17 protein-coding genes and 1 tRNA gene are annotated in these 13,811 nt (G+C 57.5%); 8 read left to right on the top strand and 10 right to left on the bottom strand.

The annotated features are described in order from the left end of the window. Both EJA71_RS13265 and EJA71_RS13260 read left to right on the top strand, forming a co-directional pair. A partial coding sequence (locus EJA71_RS13265; protein WP_158957515.1) for an RHS repeat-associated core domain-containing protein occupies positions 1-1,265 on the top strand: 1,265 nt, incomplete at its 5' end. Then, positions 1,262-1,690 (top strand): hypothetical protein, encoded by a 429-nt coding sequence (locus EJA71_RS13260; protein WP_158957513.1) that lies wholly within the window; start codon positions 1,262-1,264, stop codon positions 1,688-1,690. The genes EJA71_RS13265 and EJA71_RS13260, both read left to right, overlap by 4 nt. A gap of 75 nt (positions 1,691-1,765) precedes the next feature. On the opposite strand, the gene EJA71_RS27365 is transcribed toward EJA71_RS13260, so the two are convergent. The 4 genes from EJA71_RS27365 to EJA71_RS13245 all read right to left on the bottom strand — a co-directional run bounded on the left by EJA71_RS27365 (position 1,766) and on the right by EJA71_RS13245 (position 3,489). Next, positions 1,766-1,933, bottom strand: a complete 168-nt coding sequence (locus EJA71_RS27365) for a hypothetical protein (protein ID WP_163005296.1) — start codon at positions 1,931-1,933, stop codon at positions 1,766-1,768. 123 nt (positions 1,934-2,056) lie between these two features. After that, on the bottom strand, positions 2,057-2,476 hold the full coding sequence (locus EJA71_RS13255) for a YMGG-like glycine zipper-containing protein (RefSeq protein WP_158957511.1): 420 nt from the start codon (positions 2,474-2,476) through the stop codon (positions 2,057-2,059). Between the two features lie 136 nt (positions 2,477-2,612). Then, a complete protein-coding gene (locus EJA71_RS13250) occupies positions 2,613-2,984 on the bottom strand; it encodes a glycine zipper domain-containing protein (RefSeq protein ID WP_122594861.1) in 372 nt (123 codons plus the stop codon). Between the two features lie 316 nt (positions 2,985-3,300). After that, entirely contained in the window at positions 3,301-3,489 is a 189-nt protein-coding gene (locus EJA71_RS13245) for a hypothetical protein (RefSeq protein WP_158957509.1), read from the bottom strand. Positions 3,490-3,728: 239 nt separating this feature from the next. Between EJA71_RS13245 and EJA71_RS13240 the strand changes: the two genes are divergently transcribed. Then, positions 3,729-4,013, top strand: a complete 285-nt coding sequence (locus tag EJA71_RS13240) for a hypothetical protein (protein ID WP_158957507.1) — start codon at positions 3,729-3,731, stop codon at positions 4,011-4,013. Positions 4,014-4,068: 55 nt separating this feature from the next. Here the strand turns inward: EJA71_RS13240 and EJA71_RS13235 are convergent, their stop codons facing one another. Further along, a complete protein-coding gene (locus EJA71_RS13235) occupies positions 4,069-4,389 on the bottom strand; it encodes a YbjQ family protein (RefSeq protein WP_158957505.1) in 321 nt (106 codons plus the stop codon). 149 nt (positions 4,390-4,538) lie between these two features. Here EJA71_RS13235 and EJA71_RS13230 point away from each other — a divergent pair, with 149 nt between their 5' ends. Continuing rightward, entirely contained in the window at positions 4,539-4,799 is a 261-nt protein-coding gene (locus EJA71_RS13230; RefSeq protein WP_158957503.1) for a hypothetical protein, read from the top strand. A 117-nt stretch (positions 4,800-4,916) separates the two neighbouring features. On the opposite strand, the gene EJA71_RS13225 is transcribed toward EJA71_RS13230, so the two are convergent. After that, positions 4,917-5,006: transfer RNA gene (locus EJA71_RS13225), tRNA-Ser, on the bottom strand. Further along, entirely contained in the window at positions 5,002-5,238 is a 237-nt protein-coding gene (locus EJA71_RS13220) for a hypothetical protein (protein WP_158957501.1), read from the bottom strand. Before EJA71_RS13220 ends, EJA71_RS13225 begins: the two co-directional genes overlap by 5 nt. Before the next feature lie 64 nt (positions 5,239-5,302). Here EJA71_RS13220 and EJA71_RS13215 point away from each other — a divergent pair, with 64 nt between their 5' ends. From EJA71_RS13215 to EJA71_RS13205, 3 genes are all read left to right on the top strand, one after another. Beyond that, positions 5,303-5,992: a crotonase/enoyl-CoA hydratase family protein gene (locus EJA71_RS13215; RefSeq protein WP_158957499.1), complete on the top strand. Its 690-nt coding sequence runs from the start codon at positions 5,303-5,305 to the stop codon at positions 5,990-5,992. A 217-nt stretch (positions 5,993-6,209) separates the two neighbouring features. After that, the gene (locus EJA71_RS13210; protein ID WP_158957497.1) at positions 6,210-6,932 is read left to right on the top strand and encodes a 1-acyl-sn-glycerol-3-phosphate acyltransferase; all 723 of its coding nucleotides are present in this window, start codon (positions 6,210-6,212) and stop codon (positions 6,930-6,932) included. Positions 6,933-7,066: 134 nt separating this feature from the next. Beyond that, positions 7,067-8,038 (top strand): magnesium and cobalt transport protein CorA, encoded by a 972-nt coding sequence (locus EJA71_RS13205; protein WP_038366894.1) that lies wholly within the window; start codon positions 7,067-7,069, stop codon positions 8,036-8,038. A gap of 85 nt (positions 8,039-8,123) precedes the next feature. Here EJA71_RS13205 and EJA71_RS13200 read toward each other — a convergent pair whose 3' ends face one another. The 3 genes from EJA71_RS13200 to EJA71_RS13190 form a co-directional block, all read right to left on the bottom strand. Further along, entirely contained in the window at positions 8,124-8,846 is a 723-nt protein-coding gene (locus tag EJA71_RS13200; RefSeq protein WP_158957495.1) for an amidotransferase, read from the bottom strand. Positions 8,847-8,938: 92 nt separating this feature from the next. Further along, positions 8,939-11,083, bottom strand: a complete 2,145-nt coding sequence (locus EJA71_RS13195; protein ID WP_158957492.1) for a 3-hydroxyacyl-CoA dehydrogenase NAD-binding domain-containing protein — start codon at positions 11,081-11,083, stop codon at positions 8,939-8,941. A 24-nt stretch (positions 11,084-11,107) separates the two neighbouring features. Then, a complete protein-coding gene (locus EJA71_RS13190) occupies positions 11,108-12,313 on the bottom strand; it encodes an acetyl-CoA C-acetyltransferase (protein WP_158957490.1) in 1,206 nt (401 codons plus the stop codon). 585 nt (positions 12,314-12,898) lie between these two features. Between EJA71_RS13190 and EJA71_RS13185 the strand changes: the two genes are divergently transcribed. Next, a complete protein-coding gene (locus EJA71_RS13185; protein WP_158957517.1) occupies positions 12,899-13,720 on the top strand; it encodes a cytochrome c in 822 nt (273 codons plus the stop codon). Positions 13,721-13,811: the final 91 nt, after the last annotated feature.

Raw genomic sequence — 13,811 nt, 5'->3', positions numbered from 1 at the left:
TGGAACACATCGCCGACACCCGTCACGGCCAGCGCACCTACGGCTACGACGCCCTCGACCGGCTGATCCGCGTGCGCCACTCGCGCGACGAACTGCCGGAAAGCTTCGCCCACGACCCGGCCGGCAACCTGCTGATGCAGGATCGCCCCGGCCCGAGCCAGATCAAGGGCAACCGCCTGCTGATGCAGGGCGACCGTCATTACGACTACGACGCCTTCGGCAACCTGATCCGCGAGCGCCGTGGCACCGCGCAAAAACTCGTTACCGAATACCGCTACGACTGCCAACACCGCCTGATCGGCCTCACTCGCCCCGACGGCCAAACCGCCTCGTATCAGTACGACGCCTTTGGTCGGCGTATCCGTAAAACCGTCGACGGTCAAGTGACCGAGTTCTTCTGGCAAGGCGAGCAGGTCGTCGCCGAAAGCAGCCAGAGCGAATACCGCAGCTACGTCTACGAACCCGGCACCTTCCGCCCGCTGGCGCTGCTCGACGGCAAAGGCCCGAAAAAAGCCTGCCCGTTCTATTACCAACTCGATCACCTCGGCACCCCGCTGGAGTTGACCGACTACAGCGGCGAAATCGTCTGGTCCGCGCAGTACGACGCCTACGGCAAAGTCGCCGCGCTGAGCCTCGCTGCTGACGAATACCTGAATCAGCCGCTGCGGTTTCAGGGGCAGTATTTCGATGCCGAGAGCGGGCTGCATTACAACCGGCACCGGTATTACGACCCGAGGTTGGGACGGTATCTGACGCCGGATCCGGTGAAGTTGGCCGGTGGGTTGAATCAGTACCAGTACGTGCCGAATCCGACGGGGTGGGTGGATCCGTTGGGGTTGAACTCCAACTGTCCGCCGCCGAATAAGCCGGGATGTGAGGTTCCCGGTGGAAGTGATGGGGTTAAGGTTGATGAAGGAGGGCCGATCCTCCCGGCCATCGCTCACAATATAGATCCAAAAACTTTGAAGCGAGTACATACGATAGAGGGAAAGAACTCGACCAGGACAGTTGAGGATTATAAAAATAAAATGCGCAACGGATACGACCCAGCAGATCCCATTGACGTTATAGAACATGAAGGTAGTCTATATATCCTGAACGGACATCATCGCGCAGCAGCTGCGCGACAAACATCGACCAATGTGACAATCAAACTCATAACCGATCTCCAAGCGTATAACGGAGCTCTAAGAAGTATTGAAGATGTATTAGAGTCAGCAAACAACGTGGGCTTGGACAGATTGGAGCATAAGAGAAGAAGATGAGCGATCAAAATGAAACTTTGGAGACCCTGATAAATGATTTTATCTCCGCGGTGGAGTCCAGCACCTTGTCACTGGAGCTTAAGTTTGGCACTCGTGACATTCGAAGGCTTTGGTACACCAAGGAAATAGAGCGGTGCGGGAGAGTCACTCGAGGCGTTAAATATCAATTGCATGGTATTGGCTGCCGCATCAATTCATCGACAGGATGCGTTGATTTTGACTATGGCCCGAACGGGGAAATTAATGGTTTTGACACTTGGCGCCTATACAACTTTGCCCGTGACAGACCATCTAAATATAAAAAATATTGCGATGAAGAAACCATTAAAAAAGAACTCGAAGAATATATAAAACTAAAAAAAATCAAAAAAATGTCAGCCATGAGAAACCTGTATGTATGGGCTGACTCAAAAGAAACCGAATAGACGCGACCACAAAAAGGGCCTGTTCACTCAGGCCCTCAAAACCAATTTCAAACTTTTAAACCACCCAATTCTCCCTCACTGCTCGTCCTCATCCTCCTCATACTCCATATCCGCCTCATCCGAATCATTCAACGGCACCGTCGCATCATCCATCAGCGAGCCCGGATCCTCGTTCCCCGGATCGTTGATAAACGGCAGCCCACTCGGGCCCTTTTCTTCCTTGCCTTCGGTTTCAGGAGTCATGGCATACCTCATCATTTCGGGGGAGTGTATGAAGTTCGAAAAGTCCTACGGCCAATCGTTCCTGATTCTGACCGGCAAATACGAAAAACCCGGCACGAGGCCGGGTTTCTGCTGAACCGCTTATCAATGATGGCGGTTCTTATGTTTGTTCTTGTGCTTGTGGCCGCCGCCGGAGTGAGAACCTCTGTCGTCACCCAAGTTGTTGCCGACCGCGCCGCCCGCCGCGCCACCCAACCCGGCGCCAACCGCCGAACCGGTTGATCCGCCGAGGCTATTGCCGACAACTGAGCCACCCGCAGCGCCGAGGCCACCGCCAATGGCGGCTTCGGTGCGATTACGTTTATTGGCCCCCACCGCACCGCCGGCTGCGCCGCCTACACCTGCACCGACCGCCGCCCCGGTGCTGCCGCCGAGTTGGCCGCCGACCACGTTACCGAGTACGCCACCGAGCCCACCGCCCACGGCGGCCGAACCGTCTCCAGCCGCCATTGCGCCTTGCGCCACCAGCAATCCGAAAAACAGTGCAGATAATGACAATCGCATATGAACCTCACAGTTCCCGAAAGGGACAGCTCGCCCAAACAAGGGCCTATGCGAGATTGGAGACATCTACGGGGAAAACGTTCAGCCATGAAAAAACCCGACATCAAGCCGGGCTTTTTCTGACAAGCGATCCATCTCAGTGACGCTTGTGGCCTTTGGACAGATTGCTGCCCACTGCACCACCCGCCGCACCACCCAAACCTGCGCCGATGGTGGCGCCCGTTCTGCCGCCGAGGCTATTGCCGATCACCGAACCACCGGCTGCACCGACACCACCACCGATGGCTGCCTTGGTGCGGCTGCCCTTGCGAGCCGTCAGCGCACTGCCCGCCGCGCCCGCGACGCCGGCACCCACTGCCGCGCCGGTGCTGCCGCCCATTTTCTGACCGAGCACATTACCCAACGCGCCACCCAGACCACCGCCCAACGCAGCCGTGCCATCACCGGCAGCCATCGCACCTTGAGCAACCAGAAGCCCTAGAACCAGAGCAGGCAGAGTTAAACGCATGACAAAAACCTCAAAAAATGGGATGACAAAACGGGCCGGGATTTAATGCGCTCGCCGCACAAAAGTTCAGACGCAAGCACAGGCAAGCGTGCACTCGGCGCCGATTGGACAGCGATTTTGCAAAAGGTTTTATGACAGGCAAAAAAAAGCCCGCTGGGGAGACGGGCTGGAGACTTGCTTTCTAACGGATGGCTTCACCCTACTGCGATAGACGTGAAAAGTTTGTGAAATCCATCTAAACATCGTGTTCAGCGTAGTTCCTCAATCGTTCAACCATAAAAAACCCCGCTCAATGACGGGGTTATTCGGAGGACTATCACTTCCTTACCCGCGCCGTGACCTTAGGAAGGAATTTCGCTTTCGGCCCTTTCGGGGCCGTCGATTTGATCTTGCCGGTCTGTACCGGATCCTCGCCAAAGCCTGCCTGGTACTCGGTCTGGCCGCATCGTACGCAATTGTTAAAGGAGAATTCAGCGCCATCATCTTCGATATACGGATCAGTCATACCTTCGCCCCTTCACCCTCGGTCGACACCGGCAAAACTTTTTTGCCTGAAAAAATATCGATCTCCAAGGCTTTTGAGACTAGCCGGTCATTCCTGGACTTGTTATTCAGATGCCCTGATGCCCGACGAATGGCCTACGCAAATTAAACACAGCCATGAACCGCTGGTCCCACATGGCTAAAGAATTTCGCAGACAGGCCGTTGCCCTTTTTCAGACAAATGAATCTCAAGGAGAGAACATGCAAATCAACGGATTTCCAAATCTGCCCGTCGTAAAGCTCACGGACGAACAAATCGCAGCCGGCAAAGCCGGGGCGGAAAAACTCAAGGACAAGATCGCTTCCGGTGAAATCACCATCAAACAACCAGGGCCAGATACGCCGGTTCTGCAGCCTGGCGTCATTTACCATCCGAGCCAGCCGGTGCAGCCGGGGCAACCCTCCGACACGCCTCCGCTGGTCGCTATCGACACACCGCTGACCTATGACGATAAAGGCCTGGTGATCCTCAAGCCGCAGGGGTGATCGCCAACAAAAAGAGCCCATTCGATTCTGAATGGGCTCACGAGCGCAAGAAAAATCAGCGCAACTTCACCGCCGTCCCCGTCGCAAACACCACCACCATCCCACCCTTGCCGCCGGGCATACTGATCTCGAAATCCACTCCGACCACCGCATCCGCCTGCAAAGCACGCGCACGCTCGCGAAGTTCTTCGGTCGCCTGCACACGCGCCTCCTTCAAGGCCCGCTCCAGCGTCTGCGAACGCCCACCGAAAAAGTCGCGCATACCGGCGAACATATCGCGAATTACATTGACGCCCTGCACCGACTCGGCACTGACGATGTCCAGATACGCCGTGATCTGCCGGCCTTCGAGGGTGTGGGTCGTAGAAATAAGCATGAATGCAGTCCTTTATTGGCAGATAAGGCCGCGATTGTAATCGCCAGCCGCCGCCGTGCTAACGCTGCGCACCGACTTTAGTCAGGGGTTCAGACTGGCAGGTTATGCTGTACCCTGCGCCTACGACAGGAAGTCACCAAGGAAGGCGCATGGAGTTTATCGGCGAGGCGGACTTGATTATCCGCTGCCTAAAACCGTTTTACCGGCGGATGACCGTCAAGACCGTCATCCATATGACTCAGGATGCGGACAAAGACCAGGCGATCATTTCCGTATCGCTGCAGCACCAGGGCCTGAAGATAGCGAAAATCGACGTGACCCTGGAAGGCATAACCTTGCGCTTTATTGTCTATTCCAGCAGCAGCATCGGCAGCGCATACGAGTTGCACTGTTACTGGATGTCCGACTGATTTTGCGATTAAAGTGCCGCGGGAATGCAGCGAAGATTCCCCTGTCGCACTTTCCAGACGCCAGAAACCACAAAACCCCTGACATCTTTCGAAATCAGGGGTTTTGTGTACTGAATGTGGCGGTGAAGGAGAGATTCGAACTCTCGATACAGTTTCCTGTATACACACTTTCCAGGCGTGCTCCTTAAGCCACTCGGACACTTCACCGTATCTCTTCAAACATGTTCTGTCTGTCGAGGCGCGCTAATGTAGTCGAAAGCTTTTCCGATGGCAAACTTTTTTTCAGAATTTTCATGCGCTTAAGAGAAAAAGTGATTTCCCGTGCTGGCGGCCCATGGCAAACCGGCCAATCTTCGGTGGGTGCTCGCCCTTCTATATAGAAGGAGAACGGCGCGCCATGGCGGATAAGCCGGGAAACGGTGACCGGCGAGTCAGTCACGGTGCTTTACCTGGCCTGCGGTGGTGGGTAACGTCTGCCCATCTTTCTTACAAGGAATAGCGTCATGAGTGAGTTGATTACCTACCACCTCGAAGACGGTATCGCGACCCTGACCTTGAGCAATGGCAAGGTCAATGCCATTTCTCCTGACGTGATTGCGGCGTTTAATGCGGCGCTGGATCAGGCGGTGACTGATCGTGCCATCGTGATCATTACCGGTCAGCCTGGGATTCTGTCCGGCGGCTATGACCTGAAAGTAATGACCGCCGGCCCAAAAGAAGCCGTGGCTCTGGTCACCGCCGGTTCGACTCTGGCGCGTCGCCTGCTCTCTCACCCGTTCCCGGTGATCGTCGCTTGCCCGGGCCATGCCGTGGCCAAGGGTGCCTTTCTTCTGTTGTCCGCCGACTATCGCATCGGCGTCGATGGCCCGTTCAGCATCGGTCTGAACGAAGTGCAGATCGGCATGACCATGCACCACGCCGGTATCGAGCTGGCCCGTGATCGTCTGCGCCGCTCGGCGTTCCACCGCTCGGTGATCAATGGCGAAATGTTCGACCCGAAAAGCGCTGTCGACGCGGGCTTCCTCGACAAGGTGGTGTCTGCCGAGGAGCTGCAAGGCGCCGCCCTGGCCGCTGCACGTCAGTTGAAGAAGATCAACATGCTCGCGCACAAGAACACCAAGCTAAAAGTGCGCAAAGCGCTGCTGGAAACTCTGGATAACGCGATCGTTCAGGATCAGGAACATCTGGGTTAATCCCCAAACTTCTGCGGTGAAGAAAAGCCCGGCCATCGAGCCGGGCTTTTTCTTGCGCGCTCGGTCAAAAATGCTGTGGCGGCTCTAGGACGGGTCTGACAAGCAACTCTGAAACATGCGCTTAAACATCGCCTATCTCCGCACTCTATAGCGGCAATTGCCGAAAACAGTGCACATCCGTACACTGCGCCACCTTTTGTCCCGGTGGGGCCTTAAAATGCTGTTCGTGTTTCGTATGTTATTGATGGGCCTGCACTTTATTCTGGCGGGCGTGCTGGGGGTGATCCTCGGGATCTGCCGTCCGTTCAATCCGGACAACAGCCGTTTGTGTGCCCGCCTCTACGCTTTGCCGGCGATGTGTATCTTGCGTTTGCGCGTGAAGTCCGACGTCAGCGGCTTGATGAATAAGCCCGACAGCTGCGTGATCATCGCCAACCACCAATCCAACTACGATCTGTTCGTCTTCGGCAACGTCGTGCCACGCCGCACCGTATGCATCGGCAAGAAAAGCCTGAAGTGGGTGCCGCTGTTCGGCCAACTGTTCTGGCTGGCGGGCAATGTGCTGATCGACCGAGGCAATGCGCACAAGGCGCGCCAATCGATGCTCACAACCACAAATACCCTGCAGAACGAAGACACCTCGATCTGGGTGTTCCCGGAAGGCACGCGCAATCTGGGTGAAGAACTGCTGCCGTTCAAGAAAGGTGCGTTCCAGATGGCGATTGCCGCCGGCGTGCCAATCGTTCCGGTGTGCGTCAGCAGCTACATCAAACACATGCGCCTGAATCGCTGGCGCAGCGGGAAAATTCTCATACGCTCGCTGCCGGCCATTCCTACCGCCGGATTGACCATGGACGACATGCCCATGCTCATTGATCAGTGCCGCGAGCAGATGCGCGAGTGCATCGAATCGATGGACCGGCAGCTGCAATCTGCCTGAAAACGAAACCCGCCCTGTGCGGGTTTTCTTTTGCCCGCTGAACTGTGCAGATTTCACTGACTCTCAACCATCGACACGGCTAAGCTGAAGCCTTGTATTCCCTGCCATCTGCCAAGAAGAAGTGAATCACCACCATGGGTCGAGTTGTTGCTGCTGCGGTGTACAGCGCAGGTAAGAAAGTCACCAATATTTCCCTTGATGAAGGCGCGGCCTGGGCCGCGAAAACCGGCCACTTTGTCTGGATCGGCCTGGAAGAGCCCGACGCGCAAGAGCTGTCCAACCTGCAACGTCAGTTCAACTTGCACGAACTGGCCATCGAAGATGCGCTGGAAAAACACAGTCGGCCAAAGCTGGAAACCTTTGGTGATGCTTTGTTTATCGTCACCTACTCGCCCATCCGTGAAAACGGCGTCCTGCAGTTCATCGAAACGCACATCTTCGCCGGCAAGGGCTACATCATTACCGCGCGCAATGGTCACTCGGCGTCCTACGCCCATGTCCGCCAACGCTGCGAGGCACGTCCGCTGTTGCTGGAGCACGGGGAAGATTTCGTCCTCTATGCCCTGCTCGATTTCGTCATCGAGAACTATCAACCGGTCGGTGAAGCGATCCATGCCGAAATCGATGAACTTGAGCGCAACGTGCTGTGTAGCGCGTTGAATGAGCGCGACATTCAGAAGCTGCACGGTTTGCGTCGCGACGTCGTGCGCCTGCGCCGGTATGCGGCACCGATGGTGGAGATTGGCGAGGAATTGCAGAAACTGAGCTTCCCGTTTATCGACAAGAACATGCGTCCGTACTTTCGTGATGTGCAGATCCATGTGACGCGGCAAATGGAAGACCTGAGCACCCTGGCCGACATTGCCAGCCAGACCATCGAGATTGGTGTGTTGCTTGAGGCATCGCGGCAAAGCGTGGTGCAGCGCAAGTTCGCTGCGTGGGCAGCAATTCTGGCGTTTCCAACAGCAGTGGCGGGGATTTACGGGATGAATTTCCAGAACATGCCGGAGCTGAGCTGGCATTACGGCTATTTCGGCGTGCTGGGGTTCATTACGGTGGGGTGTGTGAGTTTGTGGGCGAGTTTCAAGAAGTCGGGGTGGTTGTAGAAAAGCAAAAAGATCGCAGCCTTCGGCAGCTCCTACACGGCTTCAGTGTAGGAGCTGCTGAACGCTGCGGTCTTTTGATCTGCTATTAAGCAACCTCAGGCTTGTGCGCCACAAAACGCATCATCCACTCCGCGACCGTGGCGCCATGGTGTTCCTGCTCGAGGCTGGCCACACCGGTGCTGTAGATCTGCGTACCCAGCGCTTCCTGGCGCAGATCCAGCAACGCCCGCGAATAATCGTGGATGAATTCCGGGTGCCCCTGGAAGCACAGCACCTGATCGTTGATGTGATACGCGGCGAACGGGCAGAAATCGCTGGAAGCGATGACCGTCGCGTTTTCCGGCAGCGCGGTGACCTGATCCTGGTGACTGATCAACAGCGTCAGTTCTTCACGCACCGGGCTCATCCACGGCGCCTTGGCAGCCAGTTTGTAATTGTGGGTGCCGACGCCCCAGCCCTGAGTCGCGCGTTCGCTCTTGCCACCCAGCAGCAGCGCCAGTAATTGATGGCCAAAGCACACGCCGAGCAGTTTGTCGCCGCGCTCATAGCGGGTCAGCAGGTATTCCTTGAGGGTCAGGATCCACGGGTCGGTGCCGAACGAATCGGCCTTGCTGCCGGTGACCAGATACGCATCGAAGGCTTGATCGTCGCTCGGGTATTCGCCCTGCATCACGTTGTAGACGGTGAACTCGGCGGCAATCGGTTGCTGCGAGAACAGGCGCTGAAACATCTGCCCGTAACCCTGATATTGATCGACCAGTTCCGGACGCAGGATGTCGGTTTCCAGAATGCAGATGCGTAGCGACATAAAAAATACCTGACACGTGATGGGAATAATGAACACCCCAAAGCCTGCCTTGAAACACCCTGGCAAGGCAAGCCCCGAAGTGCTCGCTCCCCTTAGAACATTTCACCTTTCGCGGCTTTATCCAACAGCAGCGCCGGCGGTGTGAAGCGCTCGCCATACTGCTCAGCCAGATACTGCGCCCGGGCGACGAAATCCTTCACCCCATACTGATTGATGAACTGCAGCGCACCACCAGTCCACGCGGCGAAACCGATACCGAAAATAGAGCCGACGTTGGCGTCCGCCGTTGAGGTCAACACGCCCTCCTCCACGCAGCGCACGGTTTCGATAGCTTGCACGAACAGCAGGCGATCACGCACATCCTTCGGCGAGATTTGCCCGTCGGCCTTCTCGAAACGCCCCTTCAATTCCGGCCACAAATACTTCTGGCCTCCCGCTGGATAATCGTAGAAGCCGCCGCCTGCGGCTTTGCCCTGCCGTTTGTATTCATTGAGCAGCAAGTCAATCACGGCGAAGGCCGGGTGCTCAATCAGCGGTTTCCCTTCCGCCTGTAGGTCCTTGGCTGTTTGCTGACGGATATGGCTCATCAGGCTGAGGGAAACTTCGTCGGAGATCGCCAGAGGCCCGACCGGCATCCCGGCCTTGCGCGCTTCGGTCTCGATCATCGGTGCGCTCACGCCTTCGCCGAGCATGGCGATGCCTTCATTGGTGAAGGTGCCGAACACCCGGGAAGTAAAGAAACCGCGACTGTCGTTGACCACGATCGGGGTTTTCTTGATTTGCAGGACGAAATCGAAGCCACGCGCGAGGGTTTCATCACTGGTCTGCGCGCCTTTGATGATTTCCACCAACGGCATTTTTTCCACCGGACTGAAGAAATGCAGGCCGATGAATTTGCCAGGATCCGGCACAGCAGTCGCCAACCCAGTGATCGGTAGCGTCGAGGTATTTGAAGCGATGACCGCTTGCGCGCCGACAACCTGCTGGGCTGCCGCAGAAACCTTGGCCTTTAGGTCGCGATCTTCAAACACCGCTTCGATGATCAGATCGCATCCGGTCAGATCCGCATCGCTCTCGGAGGGTTTGATCCGCGCCAGCACAGCGTCACGCTGCGCCGCATCCATCTGACCGCGAGCGACTTTTTTGTCCAGCAACGCCGCCGAATGCGCCTTGCCTTTCTCGGCCGCCGCCAGATTGATGTCCTTGAGCACCACTTCGATACCGGCCGAGGCGCTGACAAAAGCGATCCCGGCGCCCATCATCCCGGCACCGAGCACGCCAACCTTCTGCGTCTTATACGGCGCAAAGCCCTGTGGCCGCGAGCCACCGGCGTTGATCTCGTTGAGCTGAAACCAGAACGTGCCGATCAGGTTTTTTGAAATCTGCCCGGTGGTCAGCTCGGTGAAGTAACGGGTTTCGATCAGGTGCGCGGTGTCGAAATCGACCTGAGCGCCCTCCACTGCTGCACACAGAATCTTCTCCGGCGCAGGCATCGTCCCTTGGGTTTTGCTGCGTAGAATCGACGGCGCAATCGCCAGCATTTGCGCGACTTTCGGGTTCGACGGCGTGCCACCAGGAAGCTGATAACCCTTCACATCCCAACGCTGCACCGCTGTCGGATTGGCAACAATCCAGGCGCGAGCCTTGGCCAGCAGTTCATCTCGATCCGCCGCCAGCTCATCGATCAAACCGGCCTGCAACGCCTGTTGCGGGCGTACTTTCTTGCCTTCGAGCAGATATGGCAGCGCTTTCTCGATGCCGAGCATGCGTACCATGCGCACCACTCCGCCGCCGCCCGGCAGCAGGCCGAGCGTCACTTCCGGCAGACCGAGTTGCACCGACGCGTCGTCCAATGCCACGCGGTGATGGCAAGCCAGACAGATTTCCCAACCGCCACCCAGCGCCGCGCCGTTGATCGCTGCGACCACCGGTTTGCCGAGGGTTTCCAAAGTGCGCAACTGAGCTTTGAGGGTGAGCACCATGTCGTAGAAGGCCTTCGCTTGCGGCTTGCCGATCTTGATCAGCTCATTGAGGTCGCCGCCGGCAAAGAAGGTTTTTTTTGCTGACGTAATGATCACGCCAGCAATAGTGTCTTTCTCAGCGACCAGCCGGGCGACGCACGTGGCCATGGCCTCGCGGTACACAGCGTTCATGGTGTTGGCGCTCTGGCCCGGCATGTCGATGGTCAGTACGACGATGGCGTCCTGGCCTTTTTCGTAACGAATGGCTTCGCTCATAACAAGGTTCCTTGAATTCGGGGCTCAGAGGCGTTCGATGATGGTGGCAATGCCCATGCCGCCGCCGACACACAGCGTCGCCAGGCCATAGCGCAGGCGCCGGGCTTCCAATTCATCGAGCAGAGTGCCGAGGATCGCGCACCCGGTGGCGCCCAGCGGGTGGCCCATGGCGATGGAGCCGCCGTTGACGTTGACCTTCTGCGGGTCAACGGCCATGTCTTTGATGAACTTCAACACCACCGAGGCAAACGCTTCGTTGACTTCGAACAGGTCGATGTCCTCCACGCGCAGGCCAGCCTTGGCCAGCGCTTTTCGCGTGGCAGGCGCAGGGCCGGTGAGCATGATGGTCGGGTCGGTGCTGGTGACTGCCGTGGCGACAATTCGCGCGCGGGGTTGCAGGCCGAGCGCGCGGCCTTTGGCTTCGGAGCCGATGAGCATCAGCGCCGCACCGTCGACAATCCCGGAACTGTTGCCCGGCGTATGCACGTGATTGATCCGTTCAACGTGGCTGTAGACCCGCAGCGCGGTTGCGTCGAAGCCCATCTGGCCGATCATTTCAAAACTCGGCTTGAGCTTGCCCAGCCCTTCCAGCGTCGAGTCGGCACGAATGAACTCATCGTGATCGAGCAGGATGATGCCGTTCTGATCCTGCACCGGCACCAGCGATTTGTTGAACGAACCATCGGCGCGGGCCCGCGCGGCTTTTTGTTGCGAGTGCAAAGCGTAGGCATCGACATCCTGACGACTGAAACCTTCAAGCGTCGCGATGAGGTCTGCGCCAACACCCTGCGGGGTGAAGTGGCTGTGCAGGTTGGTCTGCGGGTCCAGCGCCCAGGCGCCGCCGTCGCTGCCCATTGGCACCCGTGACATCGACTCGACGCCACCGACGACCACCAGGTCTTCGAAACCGGAGCGCACTTTCATCGCCCCGAGGTTCACAGCTTCCAGCCCAGAGGCGCAGAAGCGGTTGATCTGCACGCCGGCCACGCTGACGTCCCAGTCGGCCACTTGCACGGCGGTTTTGGCGATGTCCGAGCCTTGATCGCCAATCGGCGTGACGCAGCCGAGCACCACATCATCGACCTGGCTGGTGTCCAGCGAGGTGCGCTGCTGCAGCGCCGTCAGCAAACCGGCCACCAGATTCACCGGTTTGACGCTGTGCAGGGCGCCGTCCGCCTTGCCTTTGCCGCGTGGCGTGCGTAGCGCATCGAAAATCAAAGCTTGGGTCATGACGTCCTCGAACCTGTGCGGTGAGTGAAGGCTTGTACCTTCACTCTTGACTTCAGCGACCATGGTTTCAATGACCACAGTGCTCAATGCGGTTGACGCACACGCTCAGACGGACGGTCATCGAGCCTTGGGTGAACCGGTTCAGGTCGGCGAGTTGTCTAGCAAGCGGGCGGCAAAGAAGCTGGCAATACGCCTCATGTCTTTTTAATCGCAACTGGAAGCAAATCCATATGAAATGGATCTAAGCCAAGCGTGACGCGGGCCCTAAGGTAGTAAATGTACGCGGGGGTCGTCGGGTTTTGCCGAGGCCGGCGTTCTTTAACAGGAAGTGCAGCGCTTGCCGTCATGGATATGCAGGCAAGCATCAGGAAATAACAATAAAGGCGGTCAAGCCATGTTCAAACAACCGAAAGTTCGACAAGCAGGACTCATTCTTTTCGCCACGACGCTGTTGTTGATTTTGCCGAATTTGACCAAGGTGATCGGCTGAATCGAGCGGCAGGTGCTGTTTATCGCCACTGGAAATGTGACTGGCCCGCTACCCGGGCCAGCGTGGCTGTGCCAACCTTTGCGCACTTCCACGACATGGACGGCGATCATTTGAAAGCGCTCATTGTGTTCGGGGCCATGCTGCTGAGCATGCCCTTGTCTGCCGCCCAGCTGGATTTGCAGCTCGGCGCAAACAGCCGCACCTGGCAGACCGAGGATTTGCTCAAGCATCCTCAGGTGCAAAACATCACCATCAAAAACGATGTGTCCTACAAGAAGGACATGATTTATCGCGCCGTACCTATGGCCTCGCTGCTCACCGGCATTAAACCCGACGATCACCTGCAAGCAGTGGCGCTGGACGGCTTCGCCGCAGAACTGGCCGCAGCGCCACTGCTCAACCGCGATGGCGCACGGGCTTGGCTCGCCATCGAAGATCCCGCCAAGCCGTGGCCGCCGTTATCGAAAGGCAAGCACAGCGCCGGGCCGTTTTATCTGGTGTGGACGGATCCGCAAGCGGGCAATATCAGCCCTGAACAATGGCCGTTCGAAGTGGCGAGCATCAAGCGCATGGCGCCGGTGGCCGAACGCTTCCCTGCCCTGCTGCCGGATCCCGCGTTGAAGGCGGATGATCCGGTGAATCGGGGGTTTGCGCTGTTTCAGAAGAATTGTCTGGCGTGTCACCGCTTGAACGGTGCGGGGGATGCGCAGTTCGGCCCGGATCTGAATATCCCGTATAGCCCGACCGAGTACTTCGGGGTGGATTTCCTCAAGCGCTATATCCGGGATCCGCAGAGTTTGCGCCAGTGGCCGCAGGCGAAAATGCCGGGGTTTTCGGTGGAGGTGTTGCCGGAGGGGGATTTGCAGATGTTGATCGTATATTTGCAACACATGGCTGGGCGGAAGGTTAAGCCGTAAACCTTAGGGTGTTATGACTGGCCTCTTCGCTGGCAAGCCAGCTCCCACAGGGTATGCGCAGAGTTCGAATCAGCGGTCATCCTGTGGGAGC

This window comes from Pseudomonas sp. PB106 (genome assembly GCF_009764645.1).
Classification (GTDB): Bacteria; Pseudomonadota; Gammaproteobacteria; order Pseudomonadales; family Pseudomonadaceae; genus Aquipseudomonas.
The sequence above is the reverse complement of the archived record's forward strand: the minus strand, read 5'-3'. Positions and strand labels throughout refer to the sequence as shown.